Source organism: Paenibacillus sp. D51F (genome assembly GCF_053345695.1).
Genome location: NZ_JBKFAO010000010.1, coordinates 47,386 through 69,461 on the forward strand (window position 1 = coordinate 47,386; position 22,076 = coordinate 69,461).

Annotated in this window: 24 protein-coding genes; all 24 read right to left on the bottom strand. The window is 60.1% G+C overall.

The genetic code is table 11. The features are described from left to right. Nucleotides 1–11 precede the first annotated feature (11 nt). On the bottom strand, nucleotides 12–635 hold the full coding sequence (ruvA, locus tag ACLBWT_RS17665) for a Holliday junction branch migration protein RuvA (RefSeq protein ID WP_447664450.1): 624 nt from the start codon (nucleotides 633–635) through the stop codon (nucleotides 12–14). Further along, nucleotides 632–1,135 (bottom strand): crossover junction endodeoxyribonuclease RuvC, encoded by a 504-nt coding sequence (gene ruvC, locus ACLBWT_RS17670; protein WP_076354323.1) that lies wholly within the window; start codon nucleotides 1,133–1,135, stop codon nucleotides 632–634. Before ruvC ends, ruvA begins: the two co-directional genes overlap by 4 nt. A 228-nt stretch (nucleotides 1,136–1,363) precedes the next feature. Continuing rightward, on the bottom strand, nucleotides 1,364–2,005 hold the full coding sequence (locus tag ACLBWT_RS17675; RefSeq protein WP_447664451.1) for a BofC C-terminal domain-containing protein: 642 nt from the start codon (nucleotides 2,003–2,005) through the stop codon (nucleotides 1,364–1,366). Between the two features lie 128 nt (nucleotides 2,006–2,133). Then, nucleotides 2,134–4,107, bottom strand: a complete 1,974-nt coding sequence (locus tag ACLBWT_RS17680) for a LysM peptidoglycan-binding domain-containing protein (protein ID WP_447664452.1) — start codon at nucleotides 4,105–4,107, stop codon at nucleotides 2,134–2,136. 303 nt (nucleotides 4,108–4,410) lie between these two features. Then, complete coding sequence (gene pheA, locus ACLBWT_RS17685) at nucleotides 4,411–5,277, bottom strand: prephenate dehydratase (protein ID WP_447664453.1); 867 nt, start codon at nucleotides 5,275–5,277, stop codon at nucleotides 4,411–4,413. After that, nucleotides 5,274–6,245, bottom strand: a complete 972-nt coding sequence (gene thrB / locus ACLBWT_RS17690; RefSeq protein WP_447664454.1) for a homoserine kinase — start codon at nucleotides 6,243–6,245, stop codon at nucleotides 5,274–5,276. Before thrB ends, pheA begins: the two co-directional genes overlap by 4 nt. After that, the gene (locus ACLBWT_RS17695; protein WP_447664455.1) at nucleotides 6,245–7,531 is read right to left on the bottom strand and encodes a homoserine dehydrogenase; all 1,287 of its coding nucleotides are present in this window, start codon (nucleotides 7,529–7,531) and stop codon (nucleotides 6,245–6,247) included. Before ACLBWT_RS17695 ends, thrB begins: the two co-directional genes overlap by 1 nt. 80 nt (nucleotides 7,532–7,611) lie before the next feature. Next, a complete protein-coding gene (locus tag ACLBWT_RS17700) occupies nucleotides 7,612–8,052 on the bottom strand; it encodes an ACT domain-containing protein (RefSeq protein ID WP_447664456.1) in 441 nt (146 codons plus the stop codon). A 229-nt stretch (nucleotides 8,053–8,281) separates the two neighbouring features. After that, nucleotides 8,282–8,956: a class I SAM-dependent methyltransferase gene (locus tag ACLBWT_RS17705; protein ID WP_447664457.1), complete on the bottom strand. Its 675-nt coding sequence runs from the start codon at nucleotides 8,954–8,956 to the stop codon at nucleotides 8,282–8,284. Nucleotides 8,957–9,106: 150 nt separating this feature from the next. Beyond that, nucleotides 9,107–10,432 carry a GTPase ObgE gene (gene obgE / locus ACLBWT_RS17710; protein WP_447664458.1) on the bottom strand — a complete coding sequence of 442 codons (1,326 nt, stop codon included), beginning with the start codon at nucleotides 10,430–10,432 and terminating at the stop codon, nucleotides 9,107–9,109. A 13-nt stretch (nucleotides 10,433–10,445) separates the two neighbouring features. Then, nucleotides 10,446–11,180, bottom strand: a complete 735-nt coding sequence (locus tag ACLBWT_RS17715) for a Spo0B domain-containing protein (RefSeq protein ID WP_447664459.1) — start codon at nucleotides 11,178–11,180, stop codon at nucleotides 10,446–10,448. Nucleotides 11,181–11,302: 122 nt separating this feature from the next. Further along, nucleotides 11,303–11,614: a 50S ribosomal protein L27 gene (rpmA, locus tag ACLBWT_RS17720; RefSeq protein ID WP_048744637.1), complete on the bottom strand. Its 312-nt coding sequence runs from the start codon at nucleotides 11,612–11,614 to the stop codon at nucleotides 11,303–11,305. A gap of 20 nt (nucleotides 11,615–11,634) precedes the next feature. After that, nucleotides 11,635–11,970, bottom strand: a complete 336-nt coding sequence (locus ACLBWT_RS17725; protein ID WP_447664460.1) for a ribosomal-processing cysteine protease Prp — start codon at nucleotides 11,968–11,970, stop codon at nucleotides 11,635–11,637. A 12-nt stretch (nucleotides 11,971–11,982) separates the two neighbouring features. Beyond that, nucleotides 11,983–12,294 (bottom strand): 50S ribosomal protein L21, encoded by a 312-nt coding sequence (gene rplU, locus ACLBWT_RS17730; RefSeq protein WP_021881561.1) that lies wholly within the window; start codon nucleotides 12,292–12,294, stop codon nucleotides 11,983–11,985. A 159-nt stretch (nucleotides 12,295–12,453) separates the two neighbouring features. Then, entirely contained in the window at nucleotides 12,454–13,734 is a 1,281-nt protein-coding gene (locus ACLBWT_RS17735) for an Rne/Rng family ribonuclease (RefSeq protein ID WP_447664461.1), read from the bottom strand. A 61-nt stretch (nucleotides 13,735–13,795) separates the two neighbouring features. Continuing rightward, complete coding sequence (locus ACLBWT_RS17740; RefSeq protein WP_447664462.1) at nucleotides 13,796–14,668, bottom strand: site-2 protease family protein; 873 nt, start codon at nucleotides 14,666–14,668, stop codon at nucleotides 13,796–13,798. Beyond that, nucleotides 14,661–15,836: a peptidoglycan DD-metalloendopeptidase family protein gene (locus ACLBWT_RS17745; RefSeq protein WP_447664463.1), complete on the bottom strand. Its 1,176-nt coding sequence runs from the start codon at nucleotides 15,834–15,836 to the stop codon at nucleotides 14,661–14,663. The genes ACLBWT_RS17740 and ACLBWT_RS17745 overlap by 8 nt, the downstream gene beginning before the upstream one ends. 350 nt (nucleotides 15,837–16,186) lie before the next feature. Next, nucleotides 16,187–17,332 carry an FtsW/RodA/SpoVE family cell cycle protein gene (locus tag ACLBWT_RS17750; RefSeq protein ID WP_447664464.1) on the bottom strand — a complete coding sequence of 382 codons (1,146 nt, stop codon included), beginning with the start codon at nucleotides 17,330–17,332 and terminating at the stop codon, nucleotides 16,187–16,189. A gap of 6 nt (nucleotides 17,333–17,338) precedes the next feature. Further along, nucleotides 17,339–18,130: a septum site-determining protein MinD gene (gene minD / locus ACLBWT_RS17755; RefSeq protein ID WP_076354307.1), complete on the bottom strand. Its 792-nt coding sequence runs from the start codon at nucleotides 18,128–18,130 to the stop codon at nucleotides 17,339–17,341. Nucleotides 18,131–18,134: 4 nt separating this feature from the next. After that, nucleotides 18,135–18,800, bottom strand: coding sequence for a septum site-determining protein MinC (locus tag ACLBWT_RS17760; protein ID WP_447664465.1), 666 nt, complete (start codon nucleotides 18,798–18,800; stop codon nucleotides 18,135–18,137). Between the two features lie 81 nt (nucleotides 18,801–18,881). Further along, nucleotides 18,882–19,409, bottom strand: coding sequence for a rod shape-determining protein MreD (gene mreD, locus ACLBWT_RS17765; RefSeq protein WP_447664466.1), 528 nt, complete (start codon nucleotides 19,407–19,409; stop codon nucleotides 18,882–18,884). Then, complete coding sequence (mreC, locus tag ACLBWT_RS17770) at nucleotides 19,406–20,224, bottom strand: rod shape-determining protein MreC (RefSeq protein WP_447664467.1); 819 nt, start codon at nucleotides 20,222–20,224, stop codon at nucleotides 19,406–19,408. Before mreC ends, mreD begins: the two co-directional genes overlap by 4 nt. A gap of 81 nt (nucleotides 20,225–20,305) precedes the next feature. After that, the gene (locus ACLBWT_RS17775) at nucleotides 20,306–21,331 is read right to left on the bottom strand and encodes a rod shape-determining protein (RefSeq protein ID WP_447664468.1); all 1,026 of its coding nucleotides are present in this window, start codon (nucleotides 21,329–21,331) and stop codon (nucleotides 20,306–20,308) included. A gap of 42 nt (nucleotides 21,332–21,373) precedes the next feature. Continuing rightward, the gene (gene radC / locus ACLBWT_RS17780; protein ID WP_447664469.1) at nucleotides 21,374–22,069 is read right to left on the bottom strand and encodes a RadC family protein; all 696 of its coding nucleotides are present in this window, start codon (nucleotides 22,067–22,069) and stop codon (nucleotides 21,374–21,376) included. Nucleotides 22,070–22,076 lie beyond the last annotated feature (7 nt).

Sequence of the window (22,076 nt, forward strand, 5' to 3'; positions counted from 1 at the left end):
CTCCCTTTCCGCTATCCCTTGAACAGCTGCTGCAGCGCCCGCTTCATGAGCGCGTCCACGGTCTCTCCGGGCTGCTGCGAGCCGCCCATGCCCGCCCAGGCGCGATCCAGCTCCGACGCCGTGTAACCGAGGGCTCCAAGGGCTTCCCTCGCTTCGCCCCAGCTGTCCTCGCCTGCGGCGGCGACTGCCGCCCCGCCCGCGGCCTCCGCTTCCCATGCGAGCTCGATGGAAGCCGAGGTGATCTGCAGCTTGTCCTTGAGATCAAGGATCATCCGCTGGGCCGTCTTCTTGCCGATGCCGGGGAGCCTGATGAGGAAGCTCAAGTCCTCGCGATGGATGGCCGAGATGACCGCCTCCGGGCGGCCCCCGGCCAGAATCCCGACCGCGACCCTAGGCCCGATGCCGGACACCTCGAGCAGCTTGCGGAACAGAGCCTGCTCCTCCCTCGTCTGGAATCCGAACAGCTGCGCCGCGTCCTCGCGCACATGGTGGTGGCAGTAAACGGTGACAGGCTCCTCCCCGCGGGCGAACGCGTAAGGGTTGGGCGTATAAACCTGGTAGCCGACATCCCGAACGTCGACGACGATATAATCCGTATCCACATAGGCCACACGGCCTTTTACAAAATCGATCATCTGCGGCGCACCTCGTTTATCTTGGACATCATGCCGGAAGCATGGGCATGGCAGACGGCAACCGCAAGCGCATCGGCGACGTCGTCGGGCTTGGGCACCTTGGCCAGCTTAAGGAACATCCGCACCATCTCCTGCACTTGGCGCTTCTCGGCCTTGCCGTAGCCGACGACGGCCTGCTTGACCTGCATCGGCGTGTACTCCGATATGGGAAGCCCCCGCTGGGCGGCGGCAAGAATGATGACGCCCCGGGCTTCGCCGACCGTGAAGGCCGTCGTCACGTTGCGGTTGAAGAACAGCTTCTCGACAGCAACGGAGTCCGGCTTGTATTTGTCCATCAGAGCCGAAGCAGACTCGTAGACTTGCTTGAGCCGCACCTCGTGAGGCGTGCCGGCTTCCGTCTCGATGGAGCCGTATTGGACCGGCGTAAGCTTCATGCCGTCCTTGTCGATGAACCCGAATCCCGCGATGGCGATGCCGGGGTCGATCCCTAAAATCCGCATCGCGCACTCTCCTTGTATGAAAGCTGTACAATGAAATCTATCTCTATGTAGAGAAAAACAGACTCTATCTATTATAACAGGAAGTGGATGACATGAGAACAAGCGTTTCAGACCGCAGCCGAAAAGCAAAAAAACGCCTTTTCGCAAAGGCGCTCGGAGAATGGGCATGCCGACTGGAAGCATGCCTTGTTATCGGCGGAAGCGCAGCATCCCGATGACCGAACGGAATCAGTAGGCGCGCTTCATCGCTCCTCTGGATCCCTCCAGGGCAAAATCGTTGTACGTCGACAAAACGCTGTTGAACTCGTCCCTGTCCTGGACGCGGATGCCGCTCAGCAGCTTGTCCCGTTCCTGCTTGGGCAGCGTGCTTTCCATGTACTGCAGATCGAGCTGAAAGAACGTCTTCATGACTTTCTCATCGCTCGGAGGACCTTCGAACAACGTCAGGCTTCCCCCGTCATCCACCCCGAAAGTCGCGCTTTGCTTGCAGGCCTCGGACAGATCGTCGATTCGCTCGGTCACGACTACGCCGCCTTTTTCATCGAATCCGGCTTCCCAGCCGGGGTGGCTGCCGAGCAGCTTCAGCACGGAAGGCGGATCCATGACGCCGAGCGGACGGATTTCCTCTCCGCATAGATAGACCCTTTTCATCGTGACCGCGGCAGATGCGCTTCCCTCCAGAAAGGAAGAGATTCCCTCTTGAGGAAAGTCCGGCCCGCTCCGATCGGCAGCCTCGGCTCCGGCAGAGCCCAGCAGAAGCGCTGCAGGCAGCAGAAGCGCGCAAGCCAGGCCAAGCGGCGAACGGCTGCGCCTGCGCCTCAAATATTTCCGTTTCAGATGGTTCCAGATGCTGATTGACAACATGGTCATCCATAGCCCCTTCTTGGCATTTTAAGCTAGTCTGCCTTCCGGCTGGATGAATTATGCAAGCATAAGAAGAACCGGGCTGCGAGTTCAGCCCGGTTCGGCTCTATGGCCATTCCCCATCCTCGGCCCCGTCAGCGGTTGATCCAGGGCTTGCTGCCCTTGGAGGCGCGGGGAGCCGGCCGGGAAGCGCTGCGTACAACCGCTTTTTTGGGCTGCTTGCGCGCGGCCGCCGTGCCCGTTTTCGCCGGCTTGGCGTCAGCCTTAGATTTGGCCTCCGGCTTGGCGTCAGCCTTAGATTCGGCCTCCGGCTTGCCTGCCTGATCAGCCCCCTGCGCCTCCTCCTCCTCCCTGTCTCCGCAGCAGGAAGCCTGGACCGCTACCGGCGCAGCTTCCTTCAGCGGCGCTCCTCCATACTCCGGATTCACGCCGTAGCCCTGCACGGCGGCCGTCTGCGGCCAGCCTCCCGGAGAGGCGGGATACCCTTGAGCTTCCGCGCCCCAGCCTTGGTATCCAGGCCACTGGGCAGGACTGGCGGCGCCGGCGCTTGCTCCCGCAGCATTCCACGTGCCGCCGCCGTCGTAACTGTATTGACCGGGAGCAGCGGCTTCTGCGGCCGGCATGATGCCTTGAGGATAACCTCCCCCGCCATAAACATGCGCCCCGTTGTTCTGAGCGCCATACCCTTGATGGCCGTATCCGCCATACCCCTGCGCTTCTGCTGCATAGCCCGGATGGCCGTATCCGCCATACCCCTGCGCTTCTGCTGCATAGCCCGGATGGCCGTATCCGCCATACCCCTGCACTTCTGCTGCATATCCCGGATGGCCGTATCCGCCATACCCCTGCGCTTCTGCTGCATAGCCCGGATGGCTGTATCCGCCATGTCCGTGAGTTTCTGCTGCATAGCCCGGATGGCTGTATCCGCCATGTCCGTGAGCTTCTGCTGCATAGCCCGGATGGCTGTATCCGCCATGTCCGTAGGCGCCGTATCCGTGCGGGTAAAAATCCTGCAAGCCTGCTGCGGCAGCTCCATAGCCGCCATAACCTGCGCTTCCCGCCTGGGGACCATAGCCGTCTCCCGGCATCTGCGCGGCTCCCTGCACCATGCCTCCCGGGTACCCATAGCCTTGCTGTTGCCCCGCGATTCCATAACCGGCCGGATAGCCGGCCATCCACGGGGAGGCGGCTGCATACGGCTGTTCGACTGAAGCTCCAGCTGCCGGACCGGATGCCGCCGGCCAGGCGTTGTGCACGCCGTAGCCATCCATCTGGCCTCCTAATCCAGGAAGCTCCTGTCCATATCCCGCGCCATGATCGCCCTGCGAGTAGGCGTCCCCGTAACCGGAGCCCTTGACGCCGTAAGACCCGGCACCAGGCTTCGTGTACCCGCTTCCGTAGGATGGGGCCGGGGCATATTCGGGCATTTTGGGAAGCTCAAACAGCGGAGCGACCGCTTCGACGGCCGGAAGCTTCTCCTGGGCGAAAGGATGGATCGCCTTCTCCGTATAATGGGATTGATAAGGCTTCGCGCATGCCTTCTCCTCCACCGGAAGAGCCGGCGGTACAGGAGGTGCGGGCGGCGGCACAGGAACCGGCTCGGGCGGCTTCACCGCCGTCGGCGGCTTCACAGCCGTTGGAGGCTTCACCGCCGTAGGTGGCTTCTCCTCGATGGGCGCCGTGTTCTTTTTGCCGTCGACGATCGGTCCCGTGAACGCTTTTCCTCCCGTGTGGCCGTGATGCTCGGCCTTATGCTCGGGGGATAATGCCGTCGATTCCTTTTGCTTTGGAATGTTGACCGTATCCCCGACATTCAGCGCATCCGGGTTCGTCAGCTGCGAGTTGGCCTTGATGAGCTCGTTCAGGGGCACTCCCCAAGCCTTCGACAGCTTCCAGAGCGTATCCCCCGCTTGCACCGTGTACTTGTGGATCAAGCCGCCGCTCCAATGCTTTTCCTCTTCCGAAGGAACCTTGATTTTGGCGCCGATCTGCAAGTTCTTGTCATCGGTCACGGATGGGTTGAGCTTCTTCAGCTCCTCCACCGTCACCCCGTATTTCTGGCCGATGAGGTAGAATGATTCTCCCTCTTTGACAATATGGATTTTCACTAGCCGACTCCCTCCTCTTCGCATGCTGTGCGCAGCGGCAGGACTGCAGCCTATCTGCCCGTCGTTACATCGTATGCAGCGATTAGGCGTCTGTCTCCCTTTTCATGAAAAAAATACAAGCCCTGCCTGGAATCGTACCGAATATCCGTACGAATCGCAGCTGGCTCGTATTCCCGCGGCTTGGCCCTTAACGCAAAGAAGGGCTGTCCCACTAGTCGCGAAAATGACTTAGGGCAGACCCTTCACTTATACGCGCATCCGGCAGCAGCCGAAAAGATGGATGCTCAGCACTTCGTTAACTACTCAATCAGCCGTGCTGCCGAAGCTCGGGTAGGTGCCGAGCACTCTCACCTGGCAGCCGATCGCTTCGATCTCCTGCAGCGCCGCCGGCAGGAGGACGGTGTCCAGAGCCATCTCGATGTCGATGACGAAATGGTACGTGCCGAGACGCTTTTTGGTCGGACGGGATTCGATCCTCCCGAGGTTGATCCTTCGCCAGGCGAAGGCGGACAGCACCTGATGGAGCGCGCCCGGATAATCTTCCGGCAGCGTCACGAGAATGGATGTCTTGCGGACGGGGGACTGGCGCAGCTCGAACGGCTTCGGACCGGCCAGCAGGAAGCGGGTGTAGTTGTTTTCGTGATCCGTCACCCGTTCGCGCAGCACGTCAAGGCCGTAGTGGGCCGCCGCCAGCGTAAGCCCGATCGCAGCCCAGCCCTGGCCTGGATTTTCGGATACGATCCGAACCGCCTCCGCGGTGCTGCTGACCGGCTCCCACTGGGCATGCTGGAGATGGCCGCGCAGGAAGCTCTGGCACTGGGCCAGCGCGACGGGATGGCTGAACACCTTGACGATGCGGCCGTACTCCGGCTCTCCTCCGGCTCCGAGCAGCTCGTCCTTGCGGCCGATGAGCTGCTGGCGGGACGGATAGATCCATTCCGCCTGGATCGGCAGGTCCACTTCGTGCAGCAGCCAGTCCATATGCAGGTTGACGGAGCCCTCGATCGTATTCTCGATCGGGATGACGCTGTAATCGGTCTTTCCTTCCGCCGTGGCCAGGAAAACATCGGATATCATCGGGTAATAGACTCTCTCGGCGTTCTCTCCGCACAGGCTGCGGGCAGCCTCGTCGGAGGTGGAGACGACCGGAAGCAATGCGACTTTGATCATGAATGAACTTCTCCTTTGATACGCTCTGCGAAAGGCAGGGCGGGATCGCCGCCCTCAAGGACGGCAGCGCCGGCGGAATCGGGCTGCAGCAGCATCAATTCCGCCTCGACTCCTGCAGCGGACAAGGTCGAGAGAAGGAACGCCTCCAGCTCTCTCCTTCGCGGGCTTCCGTTGTCGATCAGGGCGAGCAGCGTCGGGCCGGCGCCGCTCAGCGCAGCTCCGAGCGCCCCGTGATCCGCCGCGCCTTCAAGAACTTCAGCCATGCCGGGAATGAGCGCCGCCCGGTAAGGCTGATGCAGCTTGTCCTTCATCGCATGGCGGATCATGTCGAGCCGGCCGCCGGCAAGAGCGGCCACGAGCAGGGAGCTGCGGCCGATGTTATGCACGGCGTCGCTCATCGTCAGCTGCTCCGGCAACGCATGCCGGGCTTTCTCGGTCGAGAGCTGGAAGCGCGGAACCGCCACGAGAGCGGCAAGTCCGGCCGGCGGCTCGATGCGCAGACAGTCTGCCCGCGTGCCGTCCCAGGCCGCCGCGATAATGCCGCCGAACAGCGATGCGCCGACATTGTCCGGATGCCCTTCCAGACGGGTGGCGATCTGGAGCAAGGCGTCGCGGTCGAGGCCGCCGCCGGCCAGCTCGTTCGCCGCTGCCAGAGCGCCGACAATGGCGCTTGCGCTGCTGCCGAGACCGCGAGTCAGCGGAATATCGCTGTACATATCGATTTCCAGCTCCGGCAGATCGGTTCCCGTTTCCTGGAAGACAAGCTGGGCTGTCTTGTAGATCAAGTTGCTTTTGTCCAGCGGGATGCCTTCAAGCCCTTCTCCATGAAGCCGGATGACCGCAGCCTTCTCCGCCGGCTTCATCTCGATCCACGTATAGAGCGACAGCGCCATGCCGAGGCAGTCGAAGCCCGGTCCCAGGTTCGCCGTGCTGGCCGGGACTCGCACCAGCACGCTTCGCATGCCCATCAGCCTTCCACCCGGTAGACGCTTTGCACGTTCTGGATGACGTCCAGCGTCTGGAAGGCGTCCAGCACTTTATTCATCGCGGCTTTGCTGGCGTTATGGGTGATGACGATGATCTCCGCTTCCTTCAGCTCCGCGTTCGGCTGCTGGATGACGGATTCGAGGCTGACTTCGTATTCGGCGAACACTTGCGTAATCCGGGCGAGAACGCCGGCTTTGTCCGCGACATGGAGCCGGAGGAAGTTTTTGGACGTAATCTGCTCGTCGGTCTTGAGGCGCTTCTCGTTGTAGGAAATGACGCCCTGCTGGCCGTTGACGCCGATCTTCAGGTTTTTCACCACGGACACGAGATCCGCCACGATCGAGGTCGCCGTCGGCAGCTCTCCGGCGCCCGCGCCGTAGAACATCGTTTCCCCGACAGCCTCGCCATGGACGTACACGGCGTTGAATACCCCGTTGACCGAGGCGATCGGATGAGTCGTCTTCACCATCGTGGGCTGCACGCTGACGCTGATCGACTCGTCCTGGCGCTCGGCGATGCCGAGCAGCTTGACCTCGTAGCCGAGCCGCTTCGCGTAGGCGATGTCTTCCTTGGAGACGGAGGAGATGCCCTTGACCGACACGTCTTCCAGATTGACTTCCGAGCGGAAGCCGAGCCGGGAGAGGATTGTCATTTTGCGGGCGGCATCCAGCCCTTCCACATCGGAGGTCGGGTCGGATTCGGCATAGCCGAGATCCTGGGCCTCCTTCAGCACGTCGGCGTAGGACGCTCCCTCCTGGCTCATTTTCGTCAGGATGTAATTGGTCGTGCCGTTGACGATGCCCATGATTTTGGTGATGCGGTCCGAGGAGAAGCCTTCGTTCAGCGTGCGGATGATCGGAATGCCGCCAGCCACGCTGGCTTCGTACAGAACGTCGCAGCGCTGCTGGCTGGCTCTGGCAAGAATCTCGCGGCCATGCAGCGCCATCAGATCCTTGTTGGCCGTGACGATATGCTTGCCGCGCGAGAGCGCTTCGAGAATATATTCCTTCGTGTTCTCGATGCCGCCCATAACCTCTACGATGACATCGATCTCCGGATTGCGGATGATCTCCCATGGATCGGTCGTCAGCTTTGCCGCGTCGATGCCGATCGCCCTCGTCTTCTCGACATTCTGCACGAGCACCTTCTCAATCTCGATCGGAGATCCGACCTGGCTGCGCAGATCCGCCTGATGGCCCTCCACGATCCGCACGACTCCCGTGCCCACCGTTCCTAGTCCGAGCAATCCTACCTTAACCGGCTTCATCGCCATTCCCCCGTTTCCTGATCCTTAGTTGCAGTACTTATGTCCGATCCGGCATCGATAGAGCCGGACGCAGCGCTTTCCTATCCTTGGCCGATGACCGAAGCCCGCTTAACGCCTGGCACCAAGCGAAGTTCGTCCACGAATGCGAATACTTCGTCCTTCATCGGAGCCGTATCTACCGAGAGCATCACATTGGCCGATCCTTGCAGCGGGATGCTCTGATGGATCGTCAGCACGTTGCCGCCGCGGGCCGCGAACATGCTGAGCACTTGGGAAAGAATGCCGGCCCGGTGCTCCAAATCAATGGACACCGTAATGATCGATCCCCGCTCCAGCTCTCCCAGCGTCAACACGCCTTCCCGATACTTATAGAACGCGCTGCGCGACAGATCCGCCTTCTCCACCGCCTCATGGATGGTGGCCGCCTCGCCGCGCGCCAGCATCTCCTTGACCGCGATCGTCTTGATGATGGCTTCGGGCAGCAAATCCTCGCGGACGACATAATATCGCTCCGTCAACATTTCGTCCTCCCAGCGTAGACATATGTGCTTCCATAGAGGACATTATACGGAAAACCGATTCTTTCGGCAACCGTTGATTTCATGTCCTGTGTTCGTTTTAACGAATTTATGTTCATTATAACGCATAAACATCAATCAGAAAAGCTGCCGGACCGACGATCATCCGGCAGCTTTGTTGCTCTCCTTATCTATTCTCATGTTTCTTAGCGGAACAAAGATGTGCGGTCATTTATTTCACGGCGCAGAACACCGCAAAATCCCTATATTTATATACGCAGTCGACGCTGGAGAAGCCTGCTTCCGCCAGCCAGAGAAGCTGCTCGGATACTTTCGCGTTGATGTCGACTTCCCGTCGAAGCACGGAGGCGTCCGCCTCCTCTGCGGCCAAGCGGCCGTCATAGATATCCTTCAGCCACTGCTCCCGGTTCAGCTGGTCGAATAATGCGGACTCTGCCGCGGCTTGATCGGCATTGACGAAGCGGCCTCCTTCTTCAAGCCGCGCCTTCACGCTGCCGAACAACAACCGCTTATCCTCATGCCGCAAATGATGGATGGCCAGCGAGGAAACGATCAGGTCGTAAGGCCCTTCGGGCAGCTCGCCCGTCATGTCCGCTTGCACGAAATCGACTCGGCCGTCGCCCGCGAATCGTTCTCTCGCCTTGTCCAGCATGCTTGCCGTGAAATCCGTAAGCGTGATATGCGCTTTCGGGTAACGCTGTCTCATGAAGGAGGACATCAGACCCGTTCCCGCGCCTAAATCCAGTATTCTCGGCTCCGCTGCGTCGCTGTCGGCGGCCCAGGCCGCCATCCCGTAAAAATCGTCGAAGCAAGGAATCAGCATTCTCCGCTGTGCGTCGTATCGAGACGATACCGCATCGAATTGCTGCTTAACCCGATCTCCCATCGCTGCCACCCCGTTTCTTTTCTTAGTCCCATCATAAGGGAATCAATTATTGTTTTGAAATATAAAATAAACATGATTTTATAGGAACTATCTATAAATGAGCAAAGAAAAAGGCCCGGATTTCTCCCGGCCCGATTTCCTGCTTGCCTCTTATTCCGGGGAGTACTCGCTTCCCTCGAAAAATTCGAACACGAATTCGCCGAGATGCACCGTATCTCCATCCTTGGCTCCGATTTTCCGCAGCGCGGAATCGACGCCCATCTTGCGCAGCATGCGGCCGAAGCGGTTCACGGCGTCAAACGAGTTGAGGTGAATCCGCTTGAGCTGACGCTCGAACGATTCGCTCTCCACGACGTAGTAGTCGTTCTCGCGGTAAACGCGGAACGGCTCTTCCTTCTTCTCGGTATGACGGTAAATTTTCCGCTCCTCGACTTCCTTGACCTCCTCGAGTTCAGGCGCTTCCGGAATTTCATCCAGCGTTGCGGCTGCCTTGTACAGCAGCTCCTGAATGCCTTCCTTCGTCAGCGAGGAGATGGGAACGATGTCGTAGGTGTGGCCTTCCTCTTCGCGTTCTGCCAGCTTCTGGCGGAACAGCTCCAGATTCGCGGCGGAATCGGGCATGTCCATCTTGTTGGCTGCGATGATCTGCGGACGCTCGGCGAGCTTGGCGTTGTAGAGCACGAGTTCTTCGTTGATCTTCAGCCAGTCCTCGAACGGATCGCGTCCCTCGGTGCCCGACATGTCGACGACATGGATGATGACTCGGGTACGCTCGACATGGCGCAGGAATTCATGGCCGAGGCCAATGCCTTCATGCGCGCCTTCAATCAAGCCCGGCAAGTCGGCCATGACGAAGCTGCGGCCCTCTTCGACATCGACAACGCCGAGATTGGGCGTAATCGTCGTGAAGTGGTAGGCGCCGATCTTCGGCCTGGCGGCGGATACGATCGACAGCAGCGTCGATTTGCCCACGCTCGGGAAACCGACGAGCCCGACATCGGCCATGACCTTGAGCTCCAGCACGAGCCAGCGCTCCTGGCCCTCCTCGCCCTTCTCCGCGATTTCGGGAGCGGGATTGCTGATCGTCGCGAAGCGCGGGTTGCCCCGTCCGCCCCGTCCGCCTTTGCCGACGATGACCTGTTGTCCGTGGCGAGTCATATCCCCGACAATTTCGCCGGTGTCGTCATCGATGATGATCGTTCCCGGGGGGATGCGTACGATCGTATCCTCGGCTCCCGCGCCATGCATGCTCTTCGGCCGGCCCCGCTCGCCGCGTTCGCCCTTGAAGTGCTTCTGATAGCGGAAGTCCATCAGCGTGCGCAAGCCCTCGTCCACACGGAAGATGACATTGCCTCCACGGCCGCCGTCTCCGCCGGCAGGACCGCCCTCGGGCACGTATTTCTCCCTCCGGAACGATACGATGCCGTCTCCGCCGTCTCCGCCTTTGACAAATATTTTTGCTTTATCGACAAACATGATTAGCCTCCAATTATGCGCAGAGCGGAGCCTTAAGCAGCACATGGCGGAACTGCTTCAGGCTGACGGCCTGCAGCGGGGTTCCGCGCAGACGCTGCTCCAATTTATCTACCAGCTCATCGCCGTCTCGCAGCTCCCCGGCGAACTCCAGCTCCACCATCAGCTCATCGGCTGCGCGGGACAGCTTCAGCACCAGGACGGCAGGATCGCCGATTCCCGGCTTGACGCCGAAGCGATAAGCGTTGATGACTTCGATCAGGGCATCCGCGGTCCGGTCTCGGTCAAGCTGGAAATCCTCCAGCGTGAGGTTGTCCTCGACTTCCACTTCAAGCACCAGGTTGTGGCTGTGCGTGCGGAAAGATTGCAAATAGGCGACCAGAGACGGAATGCCAAGGTGAGCGATCTTGCTCTCCACCGCCATCTTGTCCCGAATCCGTTCCACGCTGGCAGCAGCCCTCTCCAGCTTGCCGATGCGGATATAGCCATATAGCACCTGCAAATCGTTCATCCAGTCATGCCGGTGATGATTCAGCGTACGGATGGAGGCTTGCTGCTGAAGCGCGGAGGCGCGTCTGGCGCGGTCCTCAAGCTCCTTGCGCTCCTGGACAATCCATAAGGCAGCTGCGGCAACGGCCCACAGAATGAACAAAATATGCGTCCATAGAAAGGAAGGCCGAATGATCACGCCTGCTGCAGGCAGCAGGACAGACCCCGCTGCATACAGCTTAGCCGATCCGATGCGATTCATACGTTTTATCCCACTTTCTGCCTTAAGGATGCCCTGGCCAGCCAACTCCGTATGCAGCCGGCAATTTGTTGACAAAAAAACCCGGCCTGTTCAAATCAGGCCGGGTCGCGTCTCTCGTGAACTTAAGCTTCTACTGCTGCAGCTACCGGAGCCAGATCAACGGGGTAAACGCTGGCTTTCTTGCGGTCGCGTCCCCAACGCTCGAACTTGACGACGCCGTCGATCAGAGCGTACAGCGTGTCATCCTTGCCGATGCCCACGTTGTTGCCCGGGTGGATCTTCGTTCCGCGTTGACGGAACAGGATGCTGCCCGCGCTTACGACTTGGCCGTCAGCACGCTTGGCGCCAAGGCGCTTCGATTGGCTGTCGCGTCCGTTCTTCGTGGAGCCTACGCCCTTTTTGGAAGCGAACAACTGAAGATTCAGTTTCAACATGTCGGTGTCCTCCCTTCTCGTTAAACTAGCTCTTCGTTCAAGGTGACGAACTTGCTGTAGGAATCGGCGATTCCGCTCAGCATCACCACCATGGATTCCAGAAGCAGCTGAACCCGGCCATCGACCGTTTCGTCCTGCAGAGCTGGAATTTCCGATTGGAGCCATCCATTCTTCATGACGGCCGGCAGGGCGACGCCTGCCAAGGCCTCAATAGAATTCACGGTGCCCACCGTAACGGCGGATACACCTGCGCATACGATATCTTTGCCCGCTTTGGCATACTTCGCGTGCCCCTTGACGGAGAAGGCGGTAATATGCCGGTCACCGGATCGCCGGATGAACGTAACCACAATCATGAGAGCACCGGCTTACGCTTGGATGCTTTCGATCGTGACTTTCGTGTACGGCTGACGGTGGCCTTGCTTGCGGCGGTAGTTCTTCTTGGCTTTGTACTTGTACACGATGATCTTCTTGCCTCTGCCGATTTTCTCGACCTTGCCGGAAACCGTAGCTCCGGAAACGATCGGGGAACCCGTCACGAGACCTCCGTCCTTGGATACGGCCAGGACGCGATCAAACGTTACCGTATCGCCTTCGCCGGCGTTCAGCTTCTCGATGTAGAGAACGTCGCCTTGCTGAACTTTGTATTGCTTGCCGCCTGTTTCGATAATTGCGAACATGGATGGTGCACCTCCTTATAGTCGAAGACTCGCCTGGATAAGGTGGGGAAATCGACGAGCGAAATCCCGGCTTGAAAACCCGTCCGGTGCGGTACCATATATGTCCTCGGGGGACATACACCAAAGTAGTGTACCATATCCTAGGCACTCATACAATAGCTATGTCGAAGCTCGTCCATCCTGACCCGCCTTCGCGCGCGGGGAGAGCCCGACATACCGTTGCCCGCTCCCGCCGCAGCTGCCGCAGATCTCGTGGAATCTGGGCCCGATGCTCTTGCGCGTCTTCTTGCGGGTAATCTCGAGCAGGCCGAGCCGGGTCCAGCCGTGAACCTGGCACTTGCTCCGGTCGTCCCGCGAGGCGTCCTCGAGCTGATGGCGCACCTTCTCCCGATGGATGACGTCTTCCATATCGATGAAATCCACGATGATGATGCCGCCCACGTCGCGCAGCCGGAGCAGGCGGGCGATCTCGCGGGCCGCCTCCATGTTCGTGCGGAACACCGTATCCTCCAGACCGCTTGTTCCGGTGAACTTGCCCGTGTTGACATCGATGACCGTAAGCGCCTCGGTCTGCTCCCAGACGAGGTAGCCGCCGCTGGGCAGCCAGATCCGCGTCTGGAAGGCCGCACTCAGCTGCTCGGCGACTCCATGCTGCTCGAAGAGGGTCTTGCCGCCTTGCTTGTCCGCCAGATGAAGCCGCGCCTCGCTGCCCGGCGCCAGCTCCTTGACCAGCTTGAGCGCCTCCTCGTATCGGGACCGATCGTCGCAATACACCTCGGTGCCCGGCGTGAAGGCGTCGCGGAACGTCCGCCTCATCAAAGCCGCCTCGCGAAGGACCGGCTGGGGCGACTTGAGCCCTTTGGCCTTCTTCACCACCGCTTCCCAGCTTTCCCTGAGCTGCATCAGGTCCTGGCGCAGCGAGTGCAGGCTCTCGCCGGCCGCCACGGTCCGCATGATGATGCCCTCGCTGCCTCTGCGCAGCTCTTCGCCGACGCCTCGGAGCCTGCTGCGCTCGCTCTCGGCTCCGATCTTCTTGGATACGCCGACATAATCCGCGCCCGGCATATAGACAAGCCATCTTCCCGGCAAGGAAAACTGAGTCGTTACCCGCGCTCCTTTGCCGCCGATCGGCTCCTTGATGACCTGCACGAGCAGCTCCTGGCCGACACGGACCAAATCCGCGATGGCCGGCTTGTCCTTGCCGTGATCGGCTGCAGGATGGAGCAGCTCGTCGATATACAGAAACGCGTTCTTGGCCAGGCCGATATCGACGAATGCCGCCTGCATGCCAGGCAGCACGTTGACGACGCGCCCTTTGTACATATTGCCGACCAAACCGCCTTCCGAAGCATCCTCCATGAAAAACTCCATGACGCGCCCGCCCTGAAGCACCGCCGTCTGCAGCAGCGCACCGTTCGCCTGAATCAGCATTGTTCTCATGATATGACGGTGACACCTGCCCCCCGCGGTCTTTGCAAGACCGTTCGATTTGCCTCTTATTCTACCTCAAAAGGTCGGAAACTGCACGATCTCCCGTCAAATATCCTTCGACGATCCTCTGCTCCGGCAGCACCTTCACGATCCGGCCCCGCTCTTCCATCACGTAGACGAGATGATAATGGTCCCGCAGGAACAGTCTCGCAGTCGTCCAGACCGGATGCCGCTGCGTCACGACGATCGGCCTCGCCCGGACGCCTTCCCGAATACGCCTTCTCGCCCCGCGTTCCCTGTTCACCAGGAAACGCAAGAATAGGAAGGGGATATGCTTCCGGTAGGTCCAATTGGTCGCCAGCAGAAACAGCCCTATCGCCAGCAGATTGGCCTGGATGCCGCTGCTGCGGTGAAGCTGCGGCAGCAGCGCGTAACCGATCATGACGAGGCTGAACGCCATTCCGGTCCATGCGCTCAGCCTCAGCGTCGAATAAAAGGTAAAGCGAAGCCCGCAGGCTATCCAGAGCAGCCTGCCGCCGTCCAACGGATAGATCGGCAGCAGATTGAAAGCCAGCAAGAGCAGGTTCGCGCGCACCAGATAGTCCGCCCATCCCGCGTCCATCCATCCAAGCGAGCCCAGCCCCCAGGCCGCGGCCGCCATCCATACATTCTGGAGAGGTCCGGCCAGGGCGATGACCGCCTCCTCGTGCGCCGGCGCTCCCGGCTTCTCCTGTAGCTCGGCTACGCCCCCGAACGGCAGCAGCTTGATTTCCCTGATCGTCCATCCGTATCCATAGGCTGCCGCCGCATGTCCCAGTTCATGGACGAAGACGAGCGTGAAGAGGGTAAGGAGCTCGGCAAGATAACCTGTCATCACCGACAACAGCATCAGCACCGCGAACAAGGGATGAAGGCTCCACCTCACTCCCCGGATGTTAATCAAGCGGAACCACTTCCGCCGGGTCGACGTAGCGGTCGTTGTCCTTCACCGCAAAATAGAGCAGGGGCAAGCTTCCGTCCGCTGCAGCGGATCCCATCTTGCCGATCACCTGCCCGGCCGTCACCCAATCGTTCACCTGCACGCCGGCCTCGCCCAGCTGGCCGTAATAGGTCGTGCGGCCGTCGGCATGCTGGATGACGATCGTCGGTCCCTTGGCGTCATCGGCCGAGACGACCTGAACCCGTCCCTGCTCGGCCGCCCTTACCGCTCCTCCGGCCTGCCCCGCCATCTCCACGCCGCCCAGCGACTCGGCGAACGTCTTCACGACGGCGCCGCCTTCAAGCGGCGATACCGTTTCGGGCTTGACCGTCCCTCCTACGCTTGCCGTCTGCTCCCCGTCCCGAATGCCGAAGCCGGGAATAAAGGAAGGCGCCCCTGCGAATACCTGGTTGTACCAGCCCGCTAACCGCGTGAAGTCCATCTGCTCGGTCAGCGCCTCGGTCACCAGCGCCTGCCCTTGCCTCGCGGCTCCGCCGCTGAGCTGGAACAGTCCCCATACAGCCCCGAACAAGACAGCGGAGAGCAGCAGCTTCACCTGCAGCTCCCGGCGGAAGCCGCTGGTCCCGCCGCTTCCGCTCCGGCTCCCGCCGGAACCGGAGCGGCGTCCGGATGAGGGCGTCCTCCCTTCCTGCTTGCGGAAAGGAGCCGACAGGCTGCCGCTCGCCTCCTCCAGCCGCTGCCAGGGGTTGGCGCTGCGCTTCCATTCCAGCTCGGGATCCTTCTCGGACGGGAGCGGCCAGGCTTCCTGCCACAGCTCGTCCGGCTCGGCGTCAAGCCCTTCCGGCGGCGGAGCGTACACCCTGGTGCCGTAAGGTCCTGCGCCTGAACCTGCGCCTCCGTTATTGGGAACGGATGGGCCGGAACCGAATGCCCCTTGCTTTCGAGGCGAGCCGGACGAGGCGCGTTCAACCTCCGTATCCTTTTCGTACCGCGAGGCAGCCGGACGCTTCCCCGCGCCGGGTCCGCTCTCCGTCAATTCCCGGATTCTTTCCTGACGGCGCTCGCGGTTGCCCGTCCCGATCGCCTCCGCTTCCTCATGCCTGCGGCCGCCGTTCAAGCGGCGCCGGGTCGAATAATCGGCATCGAACCGTCCCTTGTTTCCCGCATCCATCCTTGTCCCGCTCCCTTCGGAATCTCCGCCGCCGGATAAGATGACGGAGGCTTGTTCCTTATCCTTATGAGCAGGCTTATCCAAGTATGCGGACGGAGCGGGCCAGGCTGGGCAATGGCATTTGCTTTTCGTTTGCTGTTAGGATCCGTTGCCGTATCCTCATCTTCTGTAGACGATCTTGGATAAGGCCGGTCACGATAACCCGAAGACCGCCCTGAAGATCCACACGCACGTCACCGAGAAAAGAAAAAGGATGCCGGGCAGAAGCTTGGCAGCTCCTGCTCCGACATCCTCAAGGGATCATCCACACAGAATGGGTGAGTTTTGCAGTTGTTCTGTTATCTTCCGTGCTACTCCAGCTGATACTTCTCCTGATGCGCCCGAACGCTGAAGACAATGCCGATGCTGAGCATATTCAGCATCAGCGACGTGCCGCCGTAGCTGACGAACGGCAGCGTGATGCCGGTGATCGGCATGATGCCGATCATCATGCCGACGTTCTGGAACACCTGGAACACATACATGCACACGATCCCGATGATGATGAACGAGCCCTTCAGGTCCAGGCACTGGAAGGCGATGATGATCATCCGGTAAATGAGCAGGAAGTACAGGAGCAGCAGCACTGCCGAGCCCTGGAAGCCGAACTCCTCGCCGATGACGACGAAGATGGAATCCGAGTACGTATAGGGGACCGCGCCGCGATTTTTGGAATCGCCCTGAAGGAAGCCGTCTCCCGTCAATCCGCCGCTGCCGACGGCGATCTTGGCGTTGCGCGCCTGGTAAGCCTGGTCCTTGTCCGCGTTGGTCGGATCGACGAAGGTGTTGATCCGCTCATACCAGTGCTTGACGCCGTGTTTCTCTGCATAGTCCTTGATTTCGGCATTGAAGGAGGTGAACAGCGTCACGAATAGAAGAGCGCCGCCGATGACGGATACAAGTCCAATCAGGACATGGGAGTACTTTACGTTGCCGATCCACAGCATGCCGAGCAGGATGACCAGATAAATAACGGCATTGCCGAGATCGGGCTGGACGACGACAAGCATGAAGGGCAGCCCGACCAAAACCGCGATCGGCATAAGATCCTGCGTGAACAGCAGCTTTTCTCCCTGCCTTCGTCCCAGCATGTATGCCACGACGATGATCATGATGATCTTGAACGCCTCGGCCGGCTGGAAGCTGAAGCCGCCCGGCAGCTTGAACCACCCGGTCGCGCCGTTCACCTTGGCGCCGAGGAAGAAAACGGCGACGAGCAGCGCGATGCCGATGGCGTATAAGTAATACCAGAACTTGAGAATAATGCGGTAGTCCACCAAGGTGACGAAAGTCACCAGAATGTACCCCGCGACATAAAACTGCAGCATCTTCTTATAGTAGCCGGCATATCTCGGATCCCCGTCGCCGACGCTGTAGAGCAGCATCGCGCTGACCACCATGAAGCACACAAGCAGCGTCAGAATGCCGACATCCATTTTTTTGAGTCTATTGAGCACTTACGTTCATCCCATTCCCAGAAACTTCACGAGCCTGCGCAGCCTACCCGGCCTCTCTTCCAGCTGCATCAGCGGAACCATGTCCCCAAGTATGCGCCTGGCGATGTTGCGATAAGCGATCGCAGCCCGCGAGCTCGGATCCATGACAGTCGGTTCGCCTGAATTGGCCGCCTTGATGACTCGCTCATCGTCCGGAACGATGCCGAGCAGGTCGACTGCCAGCACCTGGCAAATCTCGTCGATGTCCAGCATTTCCCCGTTCTTGACCATCGCGGGCCGGATGCGGTTGACGACCAGCTTGGCCGGAACCTTGGAGCCCTCCAGCAGGCCGATCACCCGGTCGGCGTCCCGCACGGCGGCATTCTCGGGGGTCGTGACGACAATCGCCCGGTCGGCGCCGGCTACCGCGTTGCGGAAGCCCTGCTCGATGCCGGCCGGACAGTCGATGATGACATAATCGTACTCCCGCTTCAGCTCCAGGACGATGTCCTTGACCTGCTCCGGCGTGACGTCGGACTTGTCCTTCGTCTGGGCGGCGGGCAGCATGTACAGCTCCTCGAACCGCTTGTCCTTGACGAGCGCCTGCTGCAGGCGGCAGCGCCCCTCCGCAACGTCCACGAGATCGTAGATGATCCGGTTCTCAAGCCCCATGACGACGTCCAGATTGCGCAGGCCGATATCGGTATCGACCATGGCTACTTTTTTGCCCAGCAGAGCAAGTGCGGTGCCCAGATTGGCCGATGTCGTCGTCTTGCCGACCCCGCCTTTGCCCGATGTGATGACGATTGCTTCTCCCATGCCTTTACACCCCTTTGAACAGCATCGTCTCCTTGCGCATCCGCGCGAGCTGGTTCATCTTGTCGATCTGCATTCGCCCGTCCTCCAGGTAGGCATACTCCATGGAGGCGTCTCCCGATATCCATTCCTCGGGAGGGCGGCTGATGACATCCGCGATGCGCAGCTGCGTCGGCCGCAGCAGCGATGCGGCGATAATGACGTCTTCACGGCCTTCGCAGCCCGCATGGGCCATTCCGCGAAGAGCGCCGAGCACATATATATCCCCGGTGCAGCGGACCGTGCCGCCGGGGTTCACGTCGCCGAGCAGCAGCAGGCCTCCATCATGCTCTACTGTCTGTCCGGAACGGATCATTCCCGTCATAAGCTTGAATGCCTGCATTCCGGCCGCATCGCCTTCTTCGGCGGCGGCTTCGGATTCGATCGACTGGACAAGCAGATTGCCCTTCTGGCGGATCAAGGAACGGATCCTCTCCTTGTCTTCCTCCTCCAGGCTGCGCGCGCCGAGCCTCACATGCACGTGCACCAGCGGCCCGGACAGCAGCTGTTGGTGGGATTTCTCCAGCTTGAACTGGAGCTCTTCCATCAATTCCGAAAGTTCGCACTGTTCGTCAAAGAGGAAGATGAGACCGTCCTTGACTCCCTTAATCGTGATACGCTGTTTGTCGGTCACATCCGTCCCTCCTTGACGTACTCAATTCGGCTTGCGGAAGGCGGTTTCCTGCTTCCTTCATGCATGGCTTCATGTATGGCTTCATTCAGGCTCTTTCTTGCTGTACCGGTTCCTGGCCAAGTTCTGGAACCATCGCCGCAGCGGGATGTACGCCGCCAGGGCGAATGCCAGCTGCAGGAACAGGCTAGGGAGAATATGGTCGGCCAGCGCCCAGGACAAGGACTCCTGCGTGAACTGGAACACTTTGTAGACGAAATAAAGGACTAGTTCATATAAGAGCGTGCCGAACGCGACGACGGCAAGCGCCATCATCATCGTGCTGCGGCGCCTCTCTAGCAGCAGCCCGAACAGGTAGCCGATGAGAGCCATCGCATAGGCATGCAGGCCGAGCAGATGCCCGCGGAAGACGACATCCTGCAGCAGCCCGAAGCCCGCTCCGAGCAGCAGAGCGGAGTGCCGGCTGTGGTACATAGCCGCGAAAAGCACGACGGCAAGCGTGAAATGAGGAATGATGCGTCCGGCGAACTCGCCCGGAATGATCCACGGCATGATCGTCGACTGCACGACGAATGCAAGGAAGGTCAAGCCTACGATGCCTTGCATCCTCATTGGATCGCCTCTGGCTTCTGAACGACAAGCACCTCGCTCAGATGATCGAAATCAGCAGCCAGCTTGATGCTGGCCGTCTTGGTCAGACCGAAGTCGCTGTCCTGAATGGACTCTACGGTCCCGATGACCATCCCCTCCGGATACACATTGTTCAGTCCGGAGGTCAGGATCGTATCGCCCTTCGTCATCGGGTCGTCCGCCGCGATCTTCGTCATTTGAAGCATCTGCGTCTCCTTGTTGTAGCTGCTGACGATGCCGAACGACTGCTTCTGCTTGCCGAGCGCCGTCGCCGATATTCCCGGCGCCTGGTCGTTCAGCTCAAGCAGCGGCATGATCGTGGAGGTGACCTCGGACACTTTGCTGATGATGCCGACCATGCCCTCGTCGGTTATGACGGCCATCTTTTCCTTGACCCCGTTCTTGGAGCCGAGGTTGATCGTCAGCGTCTGGTTGTAAGGATCCGGACTGACCGCGATGACCTGGGCGAACAGGAATTTGTAATCGTTGATCTTCTTCTGGGCTTCGGTGAAGTGCAGCAGTTCCTGCAAGCTCTGGTTCGTCTGCTCCATCGCATTGAATTTCACCTTGTCCCTCGTATAAGCGGCCACCGTCATGCGCAGCTGCTCATTCTCTTCATGCATGGCGCGCAAGTTCCCGATATCCTGGAAGAAGCCCGCCATATAGCCAGCGGGCTTGTAGAACCATTGCTGCACGAATCCGGTCGTATCCCGAAGGAACTTCTCCGGCGCGGTCAGCCCCGAGCGGTTGCTGATCGACACGCCGATGACCGCGATGAAAAGAATGAAGCTGATCATGAGAACGAAGAGCCGCCTGTTCCGCAATTGCTTAAACAAACCGTTCACCCGCCCGTCTCATTCATCCGCTCCTCCTGCGACTTAGCGCTTGGACCTGGAGCCGCCTCTGTTTTTGAATAAATGCAAGTTGTCGAGCGAGCGGCCCGTACCGATCGCTACGCAGTCAAGGGGATTCTCGGCTACGATGACCGGCATGCCGGTCTCGCGGGAGAGCAGCTTGTCCAGGTTGCGCAGCAGCGCTCCGCCGCCGGTAAGCACGATGCCTCGGTCCATGATGTCCGCGGACAGCTCAGGCGGGCATTTCTCAAGCGTGATCTTTACGGCGTCGATAATAGCCGCGACCGTATCGGCGAGAGCTTCCGTAATCTCGTCGGAAGTGATGGACAGCGTCTTGGGCAGCCCCGTCACGAGGTCGCGTCCGCGGATTTCCATCGTCTCCGACTGCTCCAGCGCCATCGCCGTGCCGATCTCCATCTTCAGCTGCTCGGCCGTGCGCTCGCCGATCATCAGGTTGTACAGGCGCTTGATGTACTGGATGACGGCTTCATCCATCTCGTCTCCGGCGATGCGGACCGAACGGCTCGTCACGATGCCTCCGAGCGAGATGACCGCGACTTCCGTCGTGCCGCCGCCGATGTCGACGACCATGCTGCCGGTCGGCTCCCATACGGGCAGATCGGCTCCGATCGCTGCCGCGAACGGCTCCTCGATCGTGAACGCCTCGCGCGCTCCTGCTTGCTTGGCCGCGTCTTCGACGGCGCGCTTCTCGACGGACGTGATGCCCGAAGGCACGCATATCATGACGTTGGGGTGGCGCGGGAACAGGGCGCGCTGCTTCTGCGCCTGGCGAATGAAATATTTGATCATGGTGGCTGTCGTCTCGAAATCCGCGATGACGCCATCCTTCATCGGACGGACAGCGCGGATGTTGCCGGGCGTGCGGCCGATCATTTTCTTGGCATGCTCGCCGACAGCTTCAATCGTTTTTGTATCCGTACGCAGGGCCACCACAGACGGCTCCCTGACAGCGATTCCTTTTCCTTTGACATACACGAGCGTATTGGCGGTACCCAGGTCAATCCCTAAATCCTTAGAGCCTCCGAACATGGTCAAACTCCCTTCTGAAATGCGGCAATCCTATTCATTATATTACAAGAGGCCTTGTTCCTTCAAACTAATGAAGACTCCATCGCCGATGACAATATGATCCAGCACATCGATTCCGACCAGTTCTCCGGCCTCTGCAAGCCTCCGCGTGAGCGCCGCATCCTCCGGACTCGGAGACGGATCCCCGCTGGGATGGTTGTGGGCGCATACGATCGAGGCCGCGCCGTGCCGGATCGCCGCGCGGAATACTTCCCGAGGATGGACAAGGGACGCATTCAGCGTTCCTACCGATATGGTCTCGCGCGCGACGATATGATTCTTGGTATTGAGAAACAGGCAGACGAAATGCTCTACCTTATGATAGCGCAAGTCTTCCATGAGATAATCCGCCGCGTCCTGAGGCCTCCGCACGACGGCGGCCTCCCCCCGGCGGCTCTGGGACAGGCGCCGGCCGAGCTCGATGCCGGCCCGGATCTGCAGCGCCTTGGCCGGTCCGATGCCTTTGATCCGCGTCAGCTCCGTCGTGCCCATGTCCACCAGTCCGCGCAGGCTGCCGCTCTGGGTCAGAATCCGCGAGGCGAGATGCACCGCCGTCTCCGACGCCGTCCCCGTCCGCAGAAGGATCGCCAGCAGCTCCGCATGGCTGAGCGCTTCCGCTCCGTACTTGATCATGCGCTCTCTCGGACGTTCTTCGCTTGGAAGCTCGCGCAGGCTTAACCCTTTTGATGAGACTGGCATTGGACCC

What these genes read in the sequence shown, in the direction of transcription:
- ruvA (WP_447664450.1), bottom strand. Translation starts at nt 635, where the DNA reads ATGATCGATTTTGTAAAAGGCCGTGTGGCCTATGTGGATACGGATTAT.
- ruvC (WP_076354323.1), bottom strand. Translation starts at nt 1,135, where the DNA reads ATGCGGATTTTAGGGATCGACCCCGGCATCGCCATCGCGGGATTCGGG.
- ACLBWT_RS17675 (WP_447664451.1), bottom strand. Translation starts at nt 2,005, where the DNA reads ATGACCATGTTGTCAATCAGCATCTGGAACCATCTGAAACGGAAATAT.
- pheA (WP_447664453.1), bottom strand. Translation starts at nt 5,277, where the DNA reads ATGATCAAAGTCGCATTGCTTCCGGTCGTCTCCACCTCCGACGAGGCT.
- thrB (WP_447664454.1), bottom strand. Translation starts at nt 6,245, where the DNA reads ATGGGCATGCGAAGCGTGCTGGTGCGAGTCCCGGCCAGCACGGCGAAC.
- ACLBWT_RS17695 (WP_447664455.1), bottom strand. Translation starts at nt 7,531, where the DNA reads ATGAAGCCGGTTAAGGTAGGATTGCTCGGACTAGGAACGGTGGGCACG.
- ACLBWT_RS17700 (WP_447664456.1), bottom strand. Translation starts at nt 8,052, where the DNA reads ATGTTGACGGAGCGATATTATGTCGTCCGCGAGGATTTGCTGCCCGAA.
- ACLBWT_RS17705 (WP_447664457.1), bottom strand. Translation starts at nt 8,956, where the DNA reads ATGGGAGATCGGGTTAAGCAGCAATTCGATGCGGTATCGTCTCGATAC.
- obgE (WP_447664458.1), bottom strand. Translation starts at nt 10,432, where the DNA reads ATGTTTGTCGATAAAGCAAAAATATTTGTCAAAGGCGGAGACGGCGGA.
- ACLBWT_RS17715 (WP_447664459.1), bottom strand. Translation starts at nt 11,180, where the DNA reads ATGAATCGCATCGGATCGGCTAAGCTGTATGCAGCGGGGTCTGTCCTG.
- rpmA (WP_048744637.1), bottom strand. Translation starts at nt 11,614, where the DNA reads ATGTTGAAACTGAATCTTCAGTTGTTCGCTTCCAAAAAGGGCGTAGGC.
- ACLBWT_RS17725 (WP_447664460.1), bottom strand. Translation starts at nt 11,970, where the DNA reads ATGATTGTGGTTACGTTCATCCGGCGATCCGGTGACCGGCATATTACC.
- rplU (WP_021881561.1), bottom strand. Translation starts at nt 12,294, where the DNA reads ATGTTCGCAATTATCGAAACAGGCGGCAAGCAATACAAAGTTCAGCAA.
- ACLBWT_RS17735 (WP_447664461.1), bottom strand. Translation starts at nt 13,734, where the DNA reads ATGAGAACAATGCTGATTCAGGCGAACGGTGCGCTGCTGCAGACGGCG.
- ACLBWT_RS17745 (WP_447664463.1), bottom strand. Translation starts at nt 15,836, where the DNA reads ATGGATGCGGGAAACAAGGGACGGTTCGATGCCGATTATTCGACCCGG.
- minD (WP_076354307.1), bottom strand. Translation starts at nt 18,130, where the DNA reads ATGGGAGAAGCAATCGTCATCACATCGGGCAAAGGCGGGGTCGGCAAG.
- mreD (WP_447664466.1), bottom strand. Translation starts at nt 19,409, where the DNA reads ATGAGGATGCAAGGCATCGTAGGCTTGACCTTCCTTGCATTCGTCGTG.
- mreC (WP_447664467.1), bottom strand. Translation starts at nt 20,224, where the DNA reads ATGATCAGCTTCATTCTTTTCATCGCGGTCATCGGCGTGTCGATCAGC.
- ACLBWT_RS17775 (WP_447664468.1), bottom strand. Translation starts at nt 21,331, where the DNA reads ATGTTCGGAGGCTCTAAGGATTTAGGGATTGACCTGGGTACCGCCAAT.
- radC (WP_447664469.1), bottom strand. Translation starts at nt 22,069, where the DNA reads ATGCCAGTCTCATCAAAAGGGTTAAGCCTGCGCGAGCTTCCAAGCGAA.